This window comes from Enterobacter sp. 200527-13 (assembly GCF_027924865.1).
Classification (GTDB): domain Bacteria; phylum Pseudomonadota; class Gammaproteobacteria; order Enterobacterales; family Enterobacteriaceae; genus Enterobacter; species Enterobacter ludwigii.
Window position 1 is genome coordinate 278125 of record NZ_BSCM01000001.1, and the last position, 22259, is coordinate 300383.

Consider the following 22259-nt stretch of genomic DNA (forward strand, 5'->3'; position numbering starts at 1 on the left):
ATAAACAGAATATAGTTGGAAATAGAGTATGAAAAAGACCATCGCTTCTAACAACAATACTGAGCCAAACATCGCTGCTGTGGCGACACTGCCGCCGCTGCCGACCGACGTTTTACTGTGGAACGACTATCAGTTCCCGCGTGAAATTAATAATAACGATATCAGCGAAGATAACACCCCGACCATTAGCGGTAAGGGTGAGCCGGGCATGACGGCTGTGATCGACCTCGGTGGCGGGCAGAGCGTTCGCGTACCCGTCAATGCAGAAGGTAACTGGAGCTGGACGCCTGCCCCTGCGCTGGCGGACGGAACCTATAGCTGGTCTGTGGCGCTGGAAGATGCTGCGGGTAACCGTGGTGAAGCCACCGCGCCAGTGACCTTTATCGTCGACACCGTGGGTAATGCGGTATCCATCAGCCACGCGGAAGATAATACCGGCACGTTGACCAACCCGCTGGCCAGCGGCAGCAGCACGGATGACCTTAAACCGGTTATCGTGGGGACGGCAACGCCTGGCTCTCTGGTGACGCTGTATGTTGACGGGGAAGCGGTGGGTACGATGACTGCCGATCCAACGACCGGTGCGTGGGCCATTGAGATCAACCCTGCGCTGGAGTCGGGTAAAACCTATGAAATTACGGCTGGGGAATTCAGCGGTCCTGGTGAAATTCCACCTCCGACACGTCCATTCCTGCTGACCATCGATACCGTTGTTCCGACCGGGACGTTCGATCGCGTATCGGATGACGTTGGTCGCTATCAGGGTGACCTGCCGAATCCGGCGGTGACGGATGACACCACGCCAACCCTGCACGGTACGGGCCGTCCAGGTGACATCGTTTTCGTACGTAATGGCAGCGACATTATTAGCTCCGTAACCGTGGGCGCTGATGGCCGCTGGGAATATACCCTGCCTGAACAAACGAACGGTGCCGCGCTGGATGTGAGTGTGGTATTCCGTGGCCCAACGGGTGTTGAAAGCGCGCCAACCGATCCCTGGAAGCTGGTGATTGACACCGAAGCGCCAGTGAAACCGATCATTGGTGACGTTGAAGACGATCAGGGTCCGGTTATCGGCCCAATTAATAACGGCGATGTGACCGATGATACCCAGCCGGTATTCAGCGGCGAAGGCGCTGTGCCGGGTGAAACCGTAGAACTGATCATCGACGATGAAGTGGTAGGTACCGCGATCGTGGGTGAAGACGGTAAATGGGAAGTCACACCAGAAAATCCACTGGCAGAAGGCGAGCATGAAGCCGTGGTGGTCATCACCGATCCCGCGGGTAACACCAGCGAACCTTCCGATCCGATCGGCTTTATCGTTGACACCACGCCACCGGTGAAACCGACTATCGACACCGTCTTTGACGACGCGGGTCAGCAAACAGGTTATCTGCAAAACGGCGATATCACTGACGACAGCACCCCGACGTTCGCAGGTTCTGCCGAAGAGAACAGCCTGGTGTACATCATCGTCAATGGCCGTGAAGTTGCTTCCGTTCGCGCCACCGATGAAGGTACCTGGACGTGGACACCGCCGCTGGGGCTGGCGAACGGTCATTATGACGTGAAAGTGGTCGCCGAAGACAAAGCGGGTCTGCGTTCGGATCCTTCTGATGCGTTCTCCTTTGACCTGCTGGCGGGCGGTATTCCAACGGCTCCGGCAATCACCGATGTGATTGACGATGTCGAATCACACGTTGGCACGGTACAGAACGGTGGCATCACGAATGACGATCGTCCGGTTATTACCGGTACTGCGCAGGATGGCACCACCGTCTATCTGTACGACGGCGCGAACCCGAACCCAATCGGCAGCGCGGTGGTCACCGGTGGACGCTGGACCATTGAGTTTGATTCGGCGCTGGCGCAGGGCGAGCACCGCTTCCGCGCGGTCGCAGAAGATGTGACCGGCAACCGCAGCCCGGAGACCGGCGAGTGGGTCATTATTGTGGACTCCGTCGCACCAGGCGAAGCGGCTGACGTGGAACTGTGGGACGACTTCGGTACGCCAGGTCTGATTGGTAACAACGACACCACCGATGACAACACCCCAACCTACCGTGGTAAAGGTGAAGCGGGCGGTACCGCTATTATCGATCTCGGTAATGGCACTACCGTGCGCGTTCCTGTCGATGGCAGCGGTAACTGGAGCTACACCCCGGCACCTGCGCTGGCGGACGGCGACTACACCTGGAAAGTCTCGATTGAAGACAAAGCGGGTAACGTCGGCCCTGCGTCCGACCCGATCCACTTCATCGTGGACACCAGCGGTAACGGCGTATCCATCAGCCACGTCGTGGATGATGAAGGTGCCATTACCGGCAATCTGGGCAGCGGCAGTCACACCGATGACACGACCCCAACGGTTGTGGGCCGCGCGACGCCGGGCGCACTGGTGAAGGTGTACGTTGACGGCAATTATATCGATAGCGTGCGTGCGGATGCGGTAACCGGTAGCTGGCAGCTGACCATCACCCCTGCGCTGAGTGCGGACGGGATATATCAGATCACCGCGACGGAAGATCCGGGAACGGGTGACAGTGCGCCTACCGCACCGTTTGAGCTGACGCTGGACACCAGCATTCCGACAGGGACGCTGGATCGCATCGCTGACGATGTAGGTCTGGTGCAGGGCGACCTGGCGAACCCGGCGGTGACCGATGACACCACGCCAACGCTGCACGGTACTGGCCGTGCGGGCGATACCGTGTTCATTTACGACGGCACCACGCTTGTTAATTCTGTGACCGTAGGCAATGACGGCACCTGGAACTACACGCTGCCACCGCAGAACAACGGCACCGAGCTGTCTCTGAGTGCGGTCTTCCAGAGCCCGACCGGTGTGAAAAGCGCACCAACCGCGCCGTGGGATCTGACGATTGATACCGATGCGCCAACGGCGCCGACCATTACCGGCATGTATGACGATGCGGGTACGCTGATCGTCGATGGCGGCCGTTCACGCGACACCACGCCAGAACTGCGCGGTACGGCTGAGAAAAACAGCCTGGTGACAATCTATGGTTCGGACAGCAAAACGCCAATCGCTTCGGTGTATGCCGATGCGGACGGTAACTGGACGTGGACATCGCCTGCGCTGGCAGATGCGAAACATGACTTCTACGTGACGTCACAGGATGCGGCGGGCAACGTCTCTGGCGAATCCAACCACTACGGTCTGGAAGTGGATACCCGCGCTGCAGCTCCGATCATTCTGGGGGCGTACGATGACGTGGAAGGCGGCATCTATAACGGCCTGGTGCCAGACGGTGGGCTGAGCAACGACGGCAATATGCAGCTGCGCGGAACCGCTGAGCCAAACAGCGTCGTGTATATCTACAACGCGTATAACAACGCGGTGCTGGATACGGTGAAAACTGATGCGAAAGGTAACTGGACCTGGGAGCATGCGGTTGCTGACACGGCTGCCGGTCGTCCGCATATGTTCTACACCATTGCGAAAGACGATCTGGGTAACGTGTCGGGTAAATCTGAGACCTATTCGATCAACGTGGATACCGTTAATGCGACACCAGTTATTACAGGTGCTTATGACAACGTAGAAGGTGGTATTTATAACGGTCTGGTGGGCAACGGTGGCGTAACGAACGACCGCACGCCTGAGTTACGCGGTACGGCGGAGGCAGGTAGCGTTGTGTATTTCGTCAACATGGCGAATGGTGCGACAGTGGCTTCCACAACGGCGGGAGCTGATGGTAAATGGTCTTATCAGGCGACAACTAACTATAACCAGACATATTCCTGGCAGGTTTACTCAATCGATAATGCTGGGAACCGTTCAGCGAACTCATCAACCTTCTCACTCACGGTTGATACGGTGAATAACGCACCTGTTATCACCGGCTCTTACGATGATGTTCAGGGAGGCGTGTATAACGGTCTGGTGGGCAACGGTGGCGTAACCAACGACCGTGGCCTGGATTTACGCGGGACAGCGGAAGCGGGCAGCGTGGTGTATATCATCGACCCGGCAACCGGTGGGACTTATGGCTCGGCGGTTGCGGCTGCGAATGGCGCATGGTCATACCCAGTGACGACCAACTACAACAAGCTGTATGAATTCCAGGCTTATTCAATCGACAGGGCCGGAAACCGTTCGGCTACCTCGTCGAAATTTGGGATCACTGTGGATACGGTGAATAACGCACCCGTTATCACCGGCTCTTACGATGATGTTCAGGGTGGTGTGTATAACGGTCTGGTAGGCAACGGTGGTGTAACCAACGACCGTGGCCTGGATTTACGCGGGACAGCGGAAGCGGGCAGCGTGGTGTATATCATCGACCCGGCAACCGGTGGGACTTATGGCTCGGCGGTTGCGGCTGCGAATGGCGCATGGTCATATCCAGTGACGACCAACTACAACAAGCTGTATGAATTCCAGGCTTATTCAATCGACAGGGCCGGAAACCGTTCGGCTACCTCGTCGAAATTTGGGATCACTGTAGATACCGTCAACGCCGCGCCGGTGATCACCAGCGTCACGGATAACGTCGGTCCGGTAACGGGCAACGTGGCCAACGCGGGTTCAACGGATGACAACACGCCGACGCTGAACGGTACCGCTGAAGCAGGTAGCACAGTGTACATCGCGGTGAACGGTTCTACGTACAGTGTCACCGCCGCCGCTAACGGCAGCTGGAGCTTAACGCCGTCTGCACTGCCGTTGGGGAACCACACGTTTAGCGTGTTCTCTATCGATAAAGCAGGGAACCAGAGTGCGGGTGTTTCACGCAGCCTGAGTGTGGTTTCCCCGACAGTGACCGAGGACTTTGAATGGGCGGTTGGCCAGCAGGTGGGTATTCCACAAGGTACCGCGCTGAAGTCCGGGCTGGTGATCAGCTGTTCCTACGGCGGCTACGCCTATCAGCCGTACGTCGGAGGTGGACATCACGCCTTGATGCGTGCAGACAGAGCTGCACCCGTTCGTCTGACCTGGGGTACAGGTAAGTATGTTGGCTCGGTTGAAATGGACCTGGTGACACCTGCTGCGAACATCGCTTACGCACCGGTCACGGTCGTGTTTTACGACAAGAGCGGTGCAGTATTGTCGACCCAGACGTACACCAGCGCGCGTCATATCTCCTTCTCCGCTCCTGCAGGGAAAGAGATTGCCGCTGTCGATATGTATACCGGGACGCGTGGTGGCTCTCTGGCCTTTGACAACGTGAGCTGGACGCCTAAAGCAAGCGGTGTTATGGGCATGATGAGCATGGGTGAGGATGTGCACGACGACAGCACGTCTATTGCGTCGCTGGATAGCCATCAAACCCACAGCGTGCTGGATAAAAATACGCTGACCCTGACGGATAACGAGAAGCCGCTGGACTTCAGCAAACTGGTCACTAAAACCGATGTGGTTAACCAGATCGATATGGTGAATGGTAAGGCGGATACCCTGAATATCGGTATTAACGATGTTCTGACACACGCGAAAACCAACCTGTTTGTGGACGATGGTGCAAAACAGCTGATGGTGAAAGGTGAGAAGGGCGATGTCCTGAATCTGAACGATCTGCTGCCTGACAACAGCGACCCGGGCAACTGGACCAACGCGGGTAACGTGAAGGTATCAGGCGTCGAGTACCAGGTGTACCACATGGAAAGCCAGGATGTAGAACTGCTGGTACAAGCTGGCGTAACCGTCAACGTGAATAATCACTAACTTAAACTTTTCCAGGCCTCCTTTCGGGGAGGCCTCTGGAGGATTTATGACTTTTTTCAAGACCTCTTTATTTGCGGCGCTGTTTACCTCCTCCGCATTTTTCATGCATACCGCCACAGCTGCGGAGAATTTTGGCAAGGCGTATCAGCCTGTTGCACCCGTCGCTCAGACTCAGGCGCAAATTGTTTACTACCGTGACGCCAGTAACACCACCGGCGGGGCGGCACATATTTATGTTGATAATGAATTCCACGATGCACTGCTGCCTGGCGGTTATACCGTGTTCTGTCTGGCGCCGGGTAAGCATAATCTTGGCGCATACCAGAACGATGCACCGCAGTATCGTGGTAAAGAACAGGGTTACAACGTCGAAATGAACGGCGGGCAAACCTATTTCGTGCGCGTCAGTGACACGATGAATGCCGTGCCGGAAGCCCGTACGCGCGAGCAGGCGGAGAAGGATTTATCGGGGCTGCGCGAACAGACCCATGTGCTTTCTCGCGCATCCAGCGTGGAAGCCTGTAAGACTCTGGCCGCGCCTCAGTACAAAGATTACACCCTGTCTGGCGATATTATGTTCCGCTTTGGACAGTCCGGTGAAAAGGGCGTTTCCGCTCAGGGCCGCCAGGCGGTGAAAGACCTTGTGGCGACAATAAAACGTGAAAACGTCGAGCTGAAACAAATTCAGGTGATTGGCCATACGGATGCTATCGGCAGCGATCGTAGCAACTACGCGCTGGGGCTGAAGCGTGCGCAGACGGTACGTACGATGCTGGCAGAAAATGGCCTTCCTGCGCGTTTGATGGTGGCGTCCAGCGTCGGCAGTAACGAGCCGGTTGTTAATGACTGTGCCGCGTCCGGCAAGCGTGAGCTGGTTTCCTGCTATGCGCCAAACCGACGCGTTGTTGTGCGTGTAAGCGGCGATCAGAACGTTCCAGCTACGGCACAACAGTAACGCCTCAGGCATGCTCTCCCGATACGGTAGAGCATGCTTTATTGTGTTCTGTTCTCTCTTTCTCTCCTTTCCCTGCTCGCTTTTCCCGGCAGAAAAAAACCGTAACGACAGGGTGTCATTACGGTTTTGAATGGCAGGCTCCCCCTGATTTACAGGGGGATTTTTTTACTGTATCTGAATCTGTATTCCCTGCTGTATTAAGACTTCCACATCATGGTTGCCGTTTTGATAGACGTGATACACCTCTCCCTCAACCATCACATCAGCCTGCGCGTTCCAGTGCGCTATCCCGTGTTCACCCGCGATGGTGTCGAGCGTCACACGGTCTCCTTCGTCACCCTTGACCATTAACTGCTTATTGCCATTGTTCAGGAACTGATTTTCATGGCCCAGGGCCAGTAAGTCATCAATACCAATGTTCAGCAGGTTCTGGCCATGGCCCTTGAGCGAGATGGCATGCACCTCCTGCGCCGTGGTTTGGTACAGGTCAGCCGCTCTGGAAAGGTCGAGGCTGGCGATGTTGTCAGTCAGTGCCAGGACATGTTCGACGAGACTGAACGGCTCGTTTGTCAGCGCGTTGTCGCTGAAGAGATTGCTTGCGGTTACCCCCTGATCCCTGACCGTAAAGTTATCCAGAACGATCCACGAGCCGACGCCATTGGTGTCGGTGCTGTCAGAAAGCGTGATCACAACATTGCCGGTGGTACTGGCTGTCCAGCTTCCACCGTACACGCCATTAATGACCTGCACGTTATCTAAAACCTTCACGCCGTCTACCGTGATTGTCAGGAAGTGTGAAGGGTTATCGATAATGATACCTGTCGTCGCCCAGACCAGGCTTCTGACGCTGACGTTATAGGTGTGTCCCGCTTCAACGTGCATTGTTCGGGACATAATATCGCCAGCGGTAGAGTGACCGGCGTTTCTGCCCCCTGAAAGCTGAACTTGTTGACCGTCAAAAAAGCCGACGCCGTCCCATGCGCTGGCAAAGGTCCAGCCCTGTCCGGTTGTATCGTTGAAGTCATCCACGGTGGTGGCAACGCGAAAGCCCAGCCATTCGCTGGCAGCACTGATGTTCCCCGCGCGATCGGTCTGTTTGGCCGAAAACTGATAATTGCCATCACTCAGTGTCGGCGTAGGACGCCACGTCCAGCTACCGTCAGCATTTGCAGAAAACGACGCCACGGGGGTTGTGCCGTTGTATATAGTCACCAGCGCGCCCGGCTCGACACTGCCAGCGCTTCCTGTAAGAGTGGGAGTGTTGTCGGTGAGGGTGAATAACGGTGCTTCTGCGACCGTGTCCAGATCCACCGTGAGGGGCGTAGATTTTTCACTTTCATTACCGGCAGGATCGGTGAAGCTGGCTTTCAGGTTATGGTTGCCGTCTCCCCCAATGAGCTCACCGGCTACACTCCAGCTACCGTCCGCTCTTACGGTGGATGACCCGATCAGGGTATTACCGTCGTATAGTTTTACGATATCCCCTGCATCGCCGTTTTTCCCGGCCATATTCACATGACCATCATTGCTCAGCCCTTGCAGGATAAGATCTTTCCCGACACTGTTTTCCAGTACCTCTGGTACAGGCGCATCGGGGCTGGTGATGTCATAGTTTACTGTCACTGGCTCGCTTTTCGCGCCCGCGTTGCCCGCCGGGTCACGGAAGCCGACCCGCAGATCGTGGTCACCCTCTGACGGCAGGGTGATATCCGCGCGCCAGTGGCCGCCGGCATCCACCACCGTGGTGCCCACCAAGGTGTCGCCGTCGTAAAGCAGCACGGTATCTTCAGGGTCACCCTTACCGCTGAGGTGTAGCGGGTTTGCGTTGGTCACCCCGCCGGAGGAGAGATCCTTATCGTTGCCGTCGGCAATCTCAATGGCATCAGGCGGGGTCACGTCGTAATCGACCGTCACCGGATCGCTTTTCGCGCCCGCGTTGCCCGCCGGGTCACGGAAGCCGGCCCGCAGATCGTGGTCACCCTCTGACGGCAGGGTGATATCCGCGCGCCAGTGGCCACCGGCATCCACCACCGTGGTGCCCACCAGGGTGTCGCCGTCGTAAAGCAGCACGGTATCCCCAGGGTCACCCTTGCCGCTGAGGTGTAACGGGTTTGCGTTGGTCACGCCGCCGAAGGAGAGATCCTTATCGTTGCCGTCGGCAATCTCAATGGCGCCGGGAGCATCAGGCGGGGTTACGTCGTAATCGATCGTCACCGGATCGCTCTTCGCGCCCGCGTTGCCCGCCGGGTCACGGAAGCCGGCCCGCAGATCGTGGTCACCCTCTGACGGCAGGATAATGTCCGCGTGCCAGTGGCCGCCGGCATCCACCACCGTGGTGCCCACCAGGGTGTCGCCGTCGTAAAGCAGCACGGTATCTTCAGGGTCACCCTTACCGCTGAGGTGTAGCGGGTTTGCGTTGGTCACCCCGCCGGAGGAGAGATCCTTATCGTTGCCGTCGGCAATCTCAATGGCAGCAGGGGCATCAGGCGGGGTCACGTCGTAATCGACCGTCACCGGATCGCTTTTCGCGCCCGCGTTGCCCGCCGGGTCACGGAAGCCGGCCCGCAGATCGTGGTCACCCTCTGACGGCAGGGTGATATCTGCGCGCCAGTGGCCACCGGCATCCACCACCGTGGTGCCCACCAGGATGTCGCCGTCGTAAAGCAGCACGGTATCCCCAGGGTCACCCTTGCCGCTGAGGTGTAACGGGTTTGCATTGGTCACGCCGCCGAAGGAGAGATCCTTATCGTTGCCGTCGGCAATCTCAATGGCGCCGGGAGCATCAGGCGGGGTTACGTCGTAATCGATCGTCACCGGATCGCTCTTCGCGCCCGCGTTGCCCGCCGGGTCACGGAAGCCGGCCCGCAGATCGTGGTCACCCTCTGACGGCAGGATGATGTCCGCGTGCCAGTGGCCGCCGGCATCCACCACCGTGGTGCCCACCAGGGTGTCGCCGTCGTAAAGCAGCACGGTATCCCCAGGGTCACCCTTGCCGCTGAGGTGTAACGGGTTTGCATTGGTCACGCCGCCGGAGGAGAGATCCTTATCGTTGCCGTCGGCAATCTCAATGGCGCCGGGAGCATCAGGCGGGGTCACGTCGTAATCGACCGTCACCGGCTCGCTCTTCGCGCCCGCGTTGCCCGCCGGGTCACGGAAGCCGGCCCGCAGATTGTGGTCACCCTCTGACGGCAGGGTGATATCCGCGCGCCAGTGGCCACCGGCATCCACCACCGTGGTGCCCACCAGCGTGTCGCCGTCGTAAAGCAGCACGGTATCGCCCGGCTCACCCTTGCCGCTGAGGTGTAACGGGTTTGCGTTGGTCACCCCGCCGGAGGAGAGATCCTTATCGTTGCCGTCGGTGATGCTGATATTGACGGGCTTATCCGGGGGAGTCAGGTCCACAGTAAAGTTCAGGGCGGGGCTTTTGGCACTCTGCCTACCTCTCGCCAGCGCTGCGAACTGGAAGTCGTGTTCGCCTTCTGGTAATGCGTTCTCGGGTTGCCAGCGCCATTTTCCTTCAGGGTTAACCATCGTGCTCCCGACCAGACTGCCATTGTCATAAACCTGAATCAGGCTTCCGGGTGTTCCATTACCGTCGAGAACCGGGCGTGCATCATCTGTGCTCACGCCGGATGCCATCGCCCCTATAATAATGCCCACGTGATCAGTTGCCTGTATCTCTGAAGGGACGGCGGGAGTAGGGGCTGTCTTACCGCTACTTCCCGCATTCAGCGCGGCAACAATACCCGTCAATAATCCCACCGCCGCAACGGCGCCAGCGGCCATCATTCCATGTGAAAGTTCGCTGGACGTGACTTCCGGTAATGCCAGCCTTTCCCCTTCACTGAGATGCAGGGCGTCACTACCGCCTTCTTCAAGCAGCAGGAATGCTTCGTTGTCTGAATCGCTGCTCTCGTAGAGGTGATAGCTCCCCTCTTGCGCCATGCCGTACAGCTCACCCTGCTGTAAGTAGAAGTCTTCAATGATAATGTCCGCTTTATCATCTCCCTCCTGCGTAAATATCATCAAATCATCGCCATCGCGTTTGACAACGATATGGTCTGGGGCAGGCTCATTTGTGCCCCGAACCAGTAGAAATTTTCCGTTTTTAAGTGATTTCACCCGTACCGGCGCGCCTTCGGCCTGGGCTGGGAGTTCTGCAATACGTACGATATTGTCGCCATCAATGACGAGTAAGTTAATTTTTGAATTATCCATAATGTGTCTCAGGTTCTGATTTATTGCGGAAAGGGTCTTTTTTCATCAGTAGCAATTATCAGTTGTGAGCGTTATTACGCTTCGAGACCTGTCTCGAATTACCCCCTGAGTTTCCCTGTGATTTCCTCTCTGACACCTGTTTCGTGACAAAAAATAACCCGTTCCATTGAGACAGGTCTCATTAATTTAAGACTGTTCCGCGTGACAGAATATTCTTAATTTAAACCAATAAATCAATTTAATTCATTGATTTAAATATAAATAATCAATCAGGAAAAACGCGAAATATGGAATCCTCAACTGCAAATTTTCAGGAGGAACAGCTGCTTGCCGCCGCTCGCGATAACCGACAAAGTGATGATTCTCTGCTCAGAAGTATTGCCTGGGTGTGTGAGCATTATGGTCTCGGTAAAAGCGATGATGTTTTGCTGGCGGGTCTGCCTGTCGAACAACTCCTCACTCCCTCTTTAGCGCTTGATGCGCTCAAAAATGCCGGTGTGACCGGAGGGCTCATCAAGCGTAATAGCGCAGAACTGCCGGAGCAGATCTTCCCGATGATTTTGCTGCGTAAGGGTGCTGGCGGGATGGTGCTGCTGGGGCGCGAGCGTCGTAAAAATGCCGACGACAAATGGGATCTGTTCTATTCCCTGGTCATGCCGGATGTCTCTGACGAGCCGGTTGAACTGAATCATGAAGCGCTTAACGAGCTGTATGTTGGCTACGCGATCGCGGCTAAACCGACTGCGCGTATTGACAGTCGGGTTAGCGATATCGCGCCGCCGCAGCCGAAAGGCCACTGGCTGTTCAGTACGCTGTGGCGCTACCGTCGTTACTATCGTAGCGCCGCGCTGGCGTCGGTGCTGGTGAACGTGCTCGCGCTGGCCACCGTGTTCTTTACCATGAACGTTTATGACCGCGTGATCCCTAACCAGGCGTTTACCACGCTCTGGTCGCTGGCGATTGGCGTGCTGGTGGCAATGATTTTTGAAGCCGTAACCCGTAGCGTGCGTGCTCACCTGCTTGATACCGCAGGAAAAAAAGCGGATCTGATTGTCGGCAGCGTGCTGTTTCGTCAGGCGCTGGCGGTGAAAATGGAGCATAAGCCCGCCTCCTCAGGCTCTTTTGCCAACCAGCTGCGCGAATTCGAATCCGTGCGTGATTTCGTCTCATCCGCGACGCTTGCAACCATTGCCGACCTGCCGTTCGTTCTGCTGTTTATTGGCATTATCTTCGCCATCGGCGGCCCGCTGGCGATTGTCCCGTTGCTGATGCTGCCAATGATCCTGCTGGTCAGTATGGCCATTCAGTGGCCGCTGGCCAAAGTGATGAAAGCCAGCCTGCAGGAAGCATCGCTGAAGCAGGGCGTCCTGATTGAATCCATCGAAGGGATGGAAACGCTGAAATCCGTGGGGGGCGAGTCCTGGATGCAGAGCCGCTGGCAAAAGTTCAGCGCCATGCAATCGTCCAGCTCGGCGGCGTCTAAGCACTACTCTACGCTGGCGATGAATTCGGTGAGTTTCCTGCAACAGCTGCAGACGGTCATGCTGATTGTCACCGGCGTGTACCTGATTGATGCCGGCACCCTGACGCAGGGCGCGTTAATCGGTACGGTCATGCTGGCCGGTCGTGTGACCGCGCCGTTAAGCCAGGTCGTGGGTTTAGCCGTGCGTTATCAGCAGGCCAAAGCCGCGCTGACTTCGCTGAACAAGTTGATGGAGAACCCAACCGATCGCAGCAGTGAGATTGACTACATCAAACAGCCTGAGTTGAACGGTGATATCGAGCTTAAAGGCATTACCTTCTCTTATCCGGCGCCGCCCATGCAGCCGAACCCGGATATCCTCAAAGGCGTGAATCTGACGATAAAACCGGGCGAGCGTGTGGCGATCGTCGGGAAAATCGGCAGCGGTAAATCCACGCTGCTGCGCATCATTGCCCGCCTTTACACGCCGGTGAAAGGGCAGATTTTCAGTAGCGGTCTGGACGTGAATCAAATTGAGCCGTCTGACTGGCGAAACAACGTAGGGTTTGTGGGGCAGGATGCGCGTCTGTTTTACGGCACATTGCGCGAAAACATCATGATTGGCCGTCAGAATGCGTCGTCTGATGAGTTTCTTAAGGTACTGCGTTTAACCGGGCTGGACCACATTGCCGCGCGCCACCCGCGTGGCATTCATATGCCCGTTGGCGAGCAGGGCAACAGTTTGTCCGGCGGCCAGCGTCAGCTGGTTTCCCTGGCGCGAACGCTGTTGGCGCGTCCTAACCTGCTGCTGCTGGATGAACCGACCAGCGCGATGGATGCGCAGACCGAAGCCCTGTTCCTGCAACACCTGAAAATCGCGACTGCCGGACACACGCTGGTTGTTGTCACCCATCGCCCGTCGCTGCTGGCGCTGGTGGACAGAATGGTGATTATTGAGGACGGCAAAATCGTTGCGGATGGTCCAAAACAGCAGATTCTGGCTGCGCTCAACGGCACGCCAAAAGCGCAACCTGAGCAGACGCCCGCTAACGACAGTACGCCAGCGCAAGCTGTGCCAGTAAAAGAGCAGGCGGAGGCCAGCGCATGAAATTTCTAAAACAGAAGAAAAATAAACCGCTCTCAGCGCGTGATGCCGCCTGGATGAGCGATATCCAGGAGGCGCTGTTCTCCCAGACCACGCCAAAATCGCGACTGGTGTTATGGCTCATCCTGGCGGTGTTCATCGGCTTCTTAACCTGGGCGCATTTCGCCAAAGTGGAAGAGATCACCAAGGGTGATGCGAAGATCGTCTCAAAAAGTCGCGAACAGATTATCCAGAGCCTCGAGGGCGGGATACTCGAAGAGTTGAATGTCCGAGAGGGCGATATCGTTGAACCGGGGCAGGTGCTGCTGAAAATCGACCCGACGCGTGCGCAATCGAGTTATCAGGAGACGCTGCGCAAGGTGGTGGCACTTGAAGCGACCGTTAACCGCCTGCGTGCGGAAGCGTATGGTCTGCCGCTGACCTTTAGCGACCGCGTGAAAAAGTATCCTTCTGAGGTCGAGCTGGAAACCCGCGCTTACAACAGCCGTAAGCAAGCGCTGGAAGAGGGCGTGGCTTCGCTTGAGAAGAGCTATCGTCTGGCGCAAAACGAAATTGCCATGTCTGAGCCGCTGGCGGCGCGCGGCCTGCTTTCCGAAGTAGAACTGCTGCGCATGCGCCGTCAGGCAAACGACCTGCAATCGCAGATTGTTGAGCGCCGCAACCGCTATCAGGCGGATGCCAACGCCGACCTGATCCGTCAGGAGCTGGATCTGGTGCAGGCTGAAGAGAGTCTGACCGGTCGCGAAGATATTGTGAACCGCACAACCATTACCGCACTGGTAAAAGGCACGGTCAAAAATGTGCGGGTTACCACTATTGGCGGGGTTATTCAGCCTGGTGAACACATCATGGAGATCGTGCCGCTGGAAGATCAGCTGCTGGTGGAAGGGAAGATCAAACCGTCTGACGTGGCCTTCCTGCATGCAGGTTTGCCTGCCATGGTGAAAATCACCGCTTACGATTTTGCAATCTATGGCGGCCTGAAGGGGCAAGTGTCTCTCGTCAGTCCGGATACGTTAAAAGATGACGCTAAAGCTGCGGCGGGCCGTCCTGATGATACGTATTACCGGGTGATGGTCTTAACCGACAGCAGCACCCTCAAAGCAGGGGATAAAGCCCTGCCGATTATTCCCGGCATGATTGCGACCGTGGAAATTCGTACGGGTGAAAAAACCATTCTCGATTACCTGCTGAAACCTATTTTCAAAGCGAAAGAAGCCTTCCGGGAGCGTTAATTTACGATGAAAAAGTATTCTCCAGTACAGCGTCGCCTGGCGGCGACGCTGACGGTACTCTCTTGCCTGATTTCAGGGAAAAGTGTCGCCAGTAGCGAGGGCTTATTAGCCTTTCAACCTGTCGCTCCGCAGGCAAAATCCGGCATGGTGATGGCCTCCACCCCGCCTGCACCTCTCGCGCCACGGGTGGCGCAGAAAAGCGCGGTGGATAACCATGCTACTAGCACAACCCACACCGCGTTTGCGAAAAGCAACGCGACAAACCTTGACCGGCAGACCGCCCGTGCGCCTGGCGAGAATGAAATCCGTCTGCTCTTTAATGATGCGGTCAATACTGCCCTGGGGATGAGCCCTGAGGTTCGTGGCGCACAGTTCAATACCGAGGCGGCACAGGCCAACGTTGATGAAGCGAAAGGGCAACGCTGGCCGCAGGTGGATGTCGGAACGCGTTCAAAAAGCGTCCAGTTCGGTGGCGGAGAACGGGGCTACAGCGACAGTCGCCCGGCGGTGACCGTGAATGTCGCAACCACATTGCTCGATTTTGGTCGTACCAGCAACACCATTAAAAGCCGTGAAGCGCTGCATCTGGCCGCGAAAGAGAATACGGGCGCACAGGCGGAAAACATTGCCTGGCAGGTCAGTAGTGCACTCATTGAGTTGAGTAAGCAGCGCCAGATCATTGTTCTCAGCCAAAAGTACGTGGCGCGTATGAATGAACTGGTCGAAATGCTGGACGGTATTGTGAAGGTTGACCAGGGGCGTCGCAGTGAACTGACGCAGGCCAGAGGGCGTTTTTTACAGGCGCAATCTTCTTTAGATACGGCCATATCGCGCGCGCGTGATACGGAAATCATCCTCAATCGCCTGCTGGGGGATACGCCCGTTCCTCTGCCAACAGCAGCGGTGTGGAACCTGAAGCCAGGGGAGCTGAACAAGCAGTTATCCGCCATTGAAAGCCATCCCACCATTCGACAGGCGCAGGCAGAGACCGCATCAGCACTGGCGGATGCGGAAGCGGCGCGTTCTGCCGCCTACCCAACGGTGACGTGGAACGTTGGCAAAAGTACCGGGCGCGATGAACTGGGGCGTGAACAGGCGTGGGAAACCAATGTAAACTTAAGCTGGCCGATTTTCCGGGGCGGTTCACAGCGGGCCGCTGAGCTTTCTGCCGCACGCCGTGCAGATGCCAGCAGAGAGGCCATTGAACAGCAATCCCGCGATCTGGATAACCGGGTACGTGCTGCCGATCAGGATGCCCATAGCATGCTGGAGCGCGCGGAGTTGTATCATAACTTATCGATTGAATCCGATCGTATTCGTCATGATTTCTTCGATCAGTGGTATCACCTCGGTCGACGTACTCTGTTAGATGTGTTGAGTGCAGAAAGTGATTTTTACGGCAACCAGGTCGCGGAAGTGACTAACCGTTTTGATGGCTATTCCGCTATTTTTCGTAGCTATGCCAGTTCCGGTACTTTATTGTTATGGTTACGGAATAATAATTAAGTCTTTTTTAAAGATGGCTCACACTGCAGGCATAAAAGAGAATATGTATGAACCCGTTTTCAGGTAAAAAAATATACGTCGCTTTACTCGACGATCACCCGATTGTCCGTAAGGGGATGGAAATTATATTTAGCCAGGAGCCTGATTTCGAACTAAAAGGCAGCTTTGCCACTCGTATCGAACTCATGAATTTTTTACGCAACAACCGTGTTGATGTGTTGGTTCTTGACTATTTGCTTGGTGATGAAGAGATCGACGGTTTACCGATGATCAAACAGCTCATGAGCAACTTCCCGTGGCTGAAAATTCTTCTTTCCTCCACGCTGGAAAACACGGCGATTGTGCGCATGGCGTTAAAAATCGGCGTGCGTGGGCACGTCGGTAAAAGCCGTGATTTATCGGAAGTGGTGAATGCGGCGCGCCAGGTCGCGGCGGGGCGTATCTCCCTCTCAGAAAGCATGGAGAAAGAGTTCTACCTGATTTCCGAGCCTTGTGCAGACACGACATCGGGTTCAGAGGGTGACAACGCGCCGCAGGTGATTGAGGGCATTGGCCGCCTGGATCAGCTGTCTCCTAAGGAGCTTGAGGTGCTGCGACTCTTTACCGGTGGAATGTCGGTCCTGCAGATTTCAGAGAAATTCAATCGTAGTCGTAAGACGGTCAGCGGTCAGAAGAAATCGGCCATGAAAAAGCTGGGCGTGAAAACGGACTCTGAACTGTTTCTTTGGCACGACCAACTGCTTTAATCCCATTACAACAGTTTCATTCGAGACATTATCAGGAGCCTTTTACAGGCTCCTTTTTTTATTTCAGTGAGACGGTATTGTCCGATGCTTTGTGCTCAATGGGATGAATATTTCGCAGTGCAGCCGCGAGATGATTGATTGAGCAGGGCTTAAACAGGCAATCATTCATACCAGCCTGTAAACAACGCGCCGTGATCTCATGCATGGCATTGGCGGTAAAGCCGATAATCCAGGCCGCGGCCCTGTGCTGTTCCTGCTCGCGCGTGCGGATTATGTGAGTCAGCTGATAACCATTCATGCCGGGCATGTTGCAGTCGGTAATGATCACGTCGAAATCTGTTTTTTCCCAGATAGCCAGTGCCTCATTTCCCTCTGACGCAAGATACGCATGCTGTCCTAACCAGGCCAACTGTTTAGCCAGCAGGATCCGGTTGGCAGGGTTATCGTCCACGACCAGGATCTTCAGGGCCGGAATTTTGTCTTCGTCTTCGTGCTGCTGGACATCCACGGCCGCCGCCGTTTTTACTTTCGGCAGTGTAAAGGTTGCTCTCACCGTGGTGCCCACGTTTTTCTCACTGGTCAGCATAAGCGTGCCGCCCATGCTTTCGCAGATGGTCCGGCTGATATAGAGGCCCAGCCCCGTTCCTGCGCGGCGGTTGTCTGCCTGACTAAAGGGCCTGAACAAGGCTGCCTGCTGGCTGGCATCGATCCCCACGCCGCTGTCCTTGACGTCAATGATGTAGTGAACGCTGTCATTTACCGGGTCTTCAGCCTGCTGCAGCGTCAGTGATACGCCGCCGACGTCGGTAAACTTAATGGCATTACTTAACAGGTTCGACAGAACCTGCTTGATGCGTAAGGGGTCGGCACAGACATCGATTATCGGTTCCGTCGGGAACGCGCGGGTGAGTTCGATATTTTTCTCAATGGCCACGCCCTGGAAAACCCGCATCATATTGTTAATCAGCGTACCGAGGTTCGTGGCTTCAGGATTGAAATCGAGATGCCCCCCCTCAATACGGGAAATATCCAGAATATCGCCAATTAATCCCACCAGTCCTTCTGCCGATTCATACGCCACCTCGAGCGCCTGAATATCTTGCTCACCACGGCGTCCTTTTTTCAGCACGATATCCAGCATGCCAATAATGGCATTCATCGGCGTGCGGATTTCATGACTCATGGTCGACAGGAAGACGGATTTTGCGCGGTTAGAATCCTCGGCCCTGTCTTTGGCTTCCTCAAGTTCAACCAGCAGCGCTTCACGCTCGGTGATGACCTCGCGTAATTGCACAAGCTGGGTGTTCATCTGACGACGAAGTGCCGCTTTACGCGCGATTTGTCGACGCAGGTAGAGTGCCCAACCCAGGGCCAGAATAATTAAGACGGCGCTAAAGACGGCGGTGGCAATCAACACTTCCCGATAGCGATACCAGAAGCTGTCCACAACCACCAGTTCGTTGGGCCGCCAGCGGTTGGCCAGATTTTCCAGCTCAACAGGGGGAATGCTCAGCAATATTTTATCTAAAATCCCCTGAAGTTCCGGATTGGACAGCCCGACCCCGAAAGAGATCCAGACAGGGGCGTCACCCACAATCGACACCACTTTGAGTTTGTCCTGAAAGTTGGTGAAGATTTGATAGTCACTCATGATCAGAATACCCACTGCGGCATCCGCTTTTCCCTCAAGTACGGTGGAAAGCAGCTGTGATTCATTGCCCACGTGAACAATTTCAATTTCCGGGTAACGCTGGCGCACCATACTTTCCACACCAATGTTTTTTACCATCGCCAGCCGTTTTCCACGCAGGTCTGCCAGCATATGAATGTCGTTACGATTTGTCGCTGTTGCCAGGGAAAAGGCGCTCCGCAGATAGGGGCGGGTGAAAAGAATTTTATTTTTACGCGCTTCACTGGGGGTGATTGAGGCGAGCATATCCGCGCTTGACTCGTTCACCTGTTGAATCAGTTCCTCGGTGGTGCTGCCCGTTTCAAAACGAAACTGTAAACCGGTTCTGAGCGACACAACGGAAAACAGATCGGCGGCAATACCGCGCAGCACACCTTTATTATCAATAAATGAGACCGGGGCTGCATTGTCCTGGCTGTAGATCAGAACGTTAACGATGGGATGTTTCTTGATCCACGCTTTCTCTTGCTCGGTAAAGAGAAGGGATTTCGACCCCTGTGCGAGATCAATCCGATCGGGCTGCCAGAGACGATAAAGCTCCTGCTTTTCATCTTCTGGCACGGCCTTGATTGCGGCATTAATCAGTGTGAGCAGTTGTGGTTTTTTTTGGCTGACGGCAAATCCCACTTCACGGCTGGTCAGGCGTGAGAATCGCTCAACATGAATATTGTTCAGGTAGTTGCGGCTGAGCGAGTAACTGTTGCCCAGGTAAACCCGCGACTGACCAAACGCCACCGCGCTCAACGCTTCCTGATAACTGTCGAACAGGCGAAAACGGGCGTTAGGGTAGGCGGCCTGAGCCTGTGACAGGGGCAAATAGTCCCTCGGCATTGCGACGTCGGTATCACGCAGATCCTCTGCCAGAGGGGCGGTATCGCTATCGTTGAGCCCCAGCACCGGTTTATCGCTGGCATAAGGCAAAGAAAAGGCAAAGGCATCGTTATCCGGGAAGGCGGCCACGGACGGGATCAGGTCAATATCGCCACGTGCCAGCGCCTGCCACGCCTCTTCAGAGGAGCTAAACACTTTTATCTTAACCGGGAGGTTAAGTTGCCAGGCGACCAGTCCCGTATAATCCGCGCTCAAACCTTCATACTCATTGCGAATGTTACGCATGCCAAACGGTGGGGCATCATAATGGGTCACGCCCACGTTCAGTTGTCGTTGTTGTTTAATAAACGCGGCTTGATCGGCGGTAAGAGATAAACGCTGTAATCCCTGGACCGGTGTTCTCATCAGGATCTTATATTCATCGCCTATCGCTGAAGGCATTGAAAGCGAGAGTAAAACCAGCAGCACAAAAAGGCGAAAATAGTGACGCATATCTCTTTAACTGACTCCTGAAAACGAAGTGAGCCTGGGAATATCTTCCCCGGACATCGGGTGTGCTGTGAATGAAACATCATAAACAACCTGTACGGGCTAGCCCATAACTTACTGTATAGCCGATGAAAAGACATCCTTCATGCCTGACCTCAGCAATACCGGGGTCGAATTATACCGATGTCATCCTCATTTATGTGTGCGCAGTATGATGAAACAGACGATAAAGAGTTATAAGACCTGACTTGGTTATTTTTTTTAATGAAATAACATCTCATTATAAACGGTAATGGTATTAATTAAGTTGCTGTAAAATACTCAGCTTAAGTGAAATTGAATAAGAGGCGGAAATCGCTTTTTACCTGCCAGGACCGGGGCTGTACTCTCTTCAGGGAATATCAAGACGGGTCTTATCGTGAGCCACCCGTAACAATGAAAAAATCGGCTTAATTTTTCTGATTAAATAATTGAGCGGATTTTTATGCGCCCGGTACCTCAACGTCGACCTGTTAACCACGCCGCAATAAGCCAGCAGTTACATTCCCTGGCGGAGATTTATCGCCAGTCTATGGCAGACGGGGATTACGCCAGCGCCTCGCGCTGCTGTGAAAAAGCCCTGGCCGTATTGCCCAAAAATATGTCAGTGCAAAGTGACTATGCGTTAAGCCTGATGCGTCAGGGAAAGTACGATCAGGCGTATAAAGTGTATCGTAAAATATACCGGTCGCCGCAGCGTCATGAAGCCTCTGAAACCTGGCTGGATGGTTTTGCTGAACTGTGTGGGCACATGGGCAAAACCCAGGAGATGCGCACCTATGGCCTTGAGTCGCTGACGCTGTCGGATCAACGCTTTGGTCACGGCAAATGCTGGCCGCTTCCCTCAACGCCGCCGCGTCCTTTTGATGCCACGCATCGCGAAAAAAATATTATCGCCTTCAGCCTGTTCGGCGATCGGCCGCGCTATTGCGAAACGCTGATTAAAAACATTGAAGCCGCAAATTCGCTGTTTCCTGGCTGGTGCTGCCGTGTGTATCTGGATAATTCTGTGCCGCAGCACGTCTGGCAACGTCTGCAGGCGGGCGGTGCTCAACTGGTCGATATGAGCCACGAAAAAACTATCTATCCCACGTTATGGCGTTTTCTGGTGATGGACGACCCGACGGTTGAGCGGTTTTTAGTTCGTGATGCCGACTCGTTGCTCTCCGAACGCGAGCAGGTTTGTGTCGAGGCGTGGCTATGTTCGCCCTGGTACTTTCACCATATGCGTGACTATTTCACACATACCGAGTTGTTACTCGCCGGGATGTGGGCTGGATGTGGCGGCATATTCCCGAACGTTGCAAGAATGATGCGTGAGTTTGTCGTGCAGTACCGGGGCAATGCGCGCTTCACTGACCAGTATTTCCTGAAGGCGGTGCTGTGGTCCACCGTGCGGCAAAGTCTGCTTAGCCATGATGCTATTTTTGGTTTTCATCATGCTGAACCCTGGCCGGCGCATCCTCCTGTTCGCTGGAAGGCAGAACACTTCCACGTCGGGAGCAATGCCGGGTTTACGATAATGGCCGGGCCAAGCCATAAACAAGACGGGGAAAAGCAGGCTGTGCTGCTGAAAATGGACGGTAATGCCTGGCGGTATACGGCAACCGTGCAGCAGGGGCAGTGGAAACTGCCGATGCCTTTTTTTCTTGCCGAGGGGTTTCGTCAGGGAGACGTTAAGGTCGAGATAGTGAACGACGACGATCGTCAGGGGAGCTGAGACAGATTGCGGGACTCCCGGAAACGCAGCGTCCCGCGTGTCGCCAGGACCGCAGGACGCCTGCATTTACATATTATTGAGGGCGACCTGCATACCGACCTGAACCAGCAGTTCCGTTTCCATACCTGAATGCTGATATACGGCATATTGCACGCCATCGACAGTTACTGAGCCCCGGGCTTTCGTCCATTCACCCATTTCCGCGCCTTCGGGAAGTAGGTCCGAGAGGTTAATTACATCCCCTGCATCACCTTTTATCATCAGTTGCTGGCTGGTATCGTCGGTAAAAAGACGCGCTTCATTCTGAATTAAAACGTCGTCGAGCGTTATTTCCAGCACCACCGGAAATGGCGTATCGCGGTCCCCATCCGTGAGGGCCTCTGGCGCGATATCGCGATTATCAATATTGTTGTTCATCACGGATTAACCTGTTCAAACGTAAAAAAGTGCTTTCCTGGTAAAATGGAGGAGAAATTTTTACCGGGACGGAACAGGCGCGACAATAAGTCCGGTCTTATACTGTCGGGATCTTGTCTGCCACTGAGGTATTTGCGCAGAACAAGACAAAGCT

Annotated in this window: 10 protein-coding genes; 7 read left to right on the forward strand and 3 right to left on the reverse strand. The window is 55.1% G+C overall.

Going from position 1 to position 22259, the window contains the following annotated elements:
* The first annotated feature begins 28 nt into the window (after positions 1 to 28).
* Complete coding sequence (locus QMG44_RS01300) at positions 29 to 5692, forward strand: Ig-like domain-containing protein (protein WP_232937268.1); 5664 nt, start codon at positions 29 to 31, stop codon at positions 5690 to 5692.
* 46 nt (positions 5693 to 5738) lie between these two features.
* Positions 5739 to 6647: an OmpA family protein gene (locus QMG44_RS01305; protein ID WP_044857235.1), complete on the forward strand. Its 909-nt coding sequence runs from the start codon at positions 5739 to 5741 to the stop codon at positions 6645 to 6647.
* A 165-nt stretch (positions 6648 to 6812) separates the two neighbouring features.
* Here QMG44_RS01305 and QMG44_RS01310 read toward each other — a convergent pair whose 3' ends face one another.
* Positions 6813 to 10865 carry an Ig-like domain-containing protein gene (locus tag QMG44_RS01310; protein ID WP_281852985.1) on the reverse strand — a complete coding sequence of 1351 codons (4053 nt, stop codon included), beginning with the start codon at positions 10863 to 10865 and terminating at the stop codon, positions 6813 to 6815.
* Between the two features lie 287 nt (positions 10866 to 11152).
* Between QMG44_RS01310 and QMG44_RS01315 the strand changes: the two genes are divergently transcribed.
* The 4 genes from QMG44_RS01315 to QMG44_RS01330 are packed head-to-tail and all read left to right on the forward strand — an operon-like array spanning position 11153 to position 16919.
* Entirely contained in the window at positions 11153 to 13435 is a 2283-nt protein-coding gene (locus QMG44_RS01315) for a type I secretion system permease/ATPase (protein WP_086532844.1), read from the forward strand.
* The gene (locus tag QMG44_RS01320; RefSeq protein ID WP_020885110.1) at positions 13432 to 14667 is read left to right on the forward strand and encodes an HlyD family type I secretion periplasmic adaptor subunit; all 1236 of its coding nucleotides are present in this window, start codon (positions 13432 to 13434) and stop codon (positions 14665 to 14667) included. Before QMG44_RS01315 ends, QMG44_RS01320 begins: the two co-directional genes overlap by 4 nt.
* A gap of 6 nt (positions 14668 to 14673) precedes the next feature.
* Complete coding sequence (locus QMG44_RS01325) at positions 14674 to 16173, forward strand: TolC family protein (RefSeq protein WP_086532843.1); 1500 nt, start codon at positions 14674 to 14676, stop codon at positions 16171 to 16173.
* A gap of 47 nt (positions 16174 to 16220) precedes the next feature.
* On the forward strand, positions 16221 to 16919 hold the full coding sequence (locus QMG44_RS01330; RefSeq protein ID WP_086532842.1) for a response regulator transcription factor: 699 nt from the start codon (positions 16221 to 16223) through the stop codon (positions 16917 to 16919).
* Between the two features lie 58 nt (positions 16920 to 16977).
* On the opposite strand, the gene QMG44_RS01335 is transcribed toward QMG44_RS01330, so the two are convergent.
* Positions 16978 to 19932 (reverse strand): transporter substrate-binding domain-containing protein, encoded by a 2955-nt coding sequence (locus tag QMG44_RS01335; protein WP_086532841.1) that lies wholly within the window; start codon positions 19930 to 19932, stop codon positions 16978 to 16980.
* A 481-nt stretch (positions 19933 to 20413) separates the two neighbouring features.
* On the opposite strand from QMG44_RS01335, the gene QMG44_RS01340 reads away from it, so the two are divergent.
* On the forward strand, positions 20414 to 21688 hold the full coding sequence (locus tag QMG44_RS01340; protein WP_086532840.1) for a tetratricopeptide repeat protein: 1275 nt from the start codon (positions 20414 to 20416) through the stop codon (positions 21686 to 21688).
* A gap of 66 nt (positions 21689 to 21754) precedes the next feature.
* Here the strand turns inward: QMG44_RS01340 and QMG44_RS01345 are convergent, their stop codons facing one another.
* A complete protein-coding gene (locus QMG44_RS01345; protein ID WP_086532839.1) occupies positions 21755 to 22105 on the reverse strand; it encodes a Biofilm associated protein A in 351 nt (116 codons plus the stop codon).
* Positions 22106 to 22259 lie beyond the last annotated feature (154 nt).

Bases quoted from the DNA above. Each gene is read 5' to 3' on its own strand.
- QMG44_RS01305 (WP_044857235.1), top strand. From the start codon at position 5,739: ATGACTTTTTTCAAGACCTCTTTATTTGCGGCGCTGTTTACCTCCTCC.
- QMG44_RS01345 (WP_086532839.1), bottom strand. From the start codon at position 22,105: ATGAACAACAATATTGATAATCGCGATATCGCGCCAGAGGCCCTCACG.
- QMG44_RS01300 (WP_232937268.1), top strand. From the start codon at position 29: ATGAAAAAGACCATCGCTTCTAACAACAATACTGAGCCAAACATCGCT.
- QMG44_RS01330 (WP_086532842.1), top strand. From the start codon at position 16,221: ATGAACCCGTTTTCAGGTAAAAAAATATACGTCGCTTTACTCGACGAT.
- QMG44_RS01340 (WP_086532840.1), top strand. From the start codon at position 20,414: ATGCGCCCGGTACCTCAACGTCGACCTGTTAACCACGCCGCAATAAGC.
- QMG44_RS01310 (WP_281852985.1), bottom strand. From the start codon at position 10,865: ATGGATAATTCAAAAATTAACTTACTCGTCATTGATGGCGACAATATC.
- QMG44_RS01320 (WP_020885110.1), top strand. From the start codon at position 13,432: ATGAAATTTCTAAAACAGAAGAAAAATAAACCGCTCTCAGCGCGTGAT.
- QMG44_RS01325 (WP_086532843.1), top strand. From the start codon at position 14,674: ATGAAAAAGTATTCTCCAGTACAGCGTCGCCTGGCGGCGACGCTGACG.
- QMG44_RS01335 (WP_086532841.1), bottom strand. From the start codon at position 19,932: ATGCGTCACTATTTTCGCCTTTTTGTGCTGCTGGTTTTACTCTCGCTT.
- QMG44_RS01315 (WP_086532844.1), top strand. From the start codon at position 11,153: ATGGAATCCTCAACTGCAAATTTTCAGGAGGAACAGCTGCTTGCCGCC.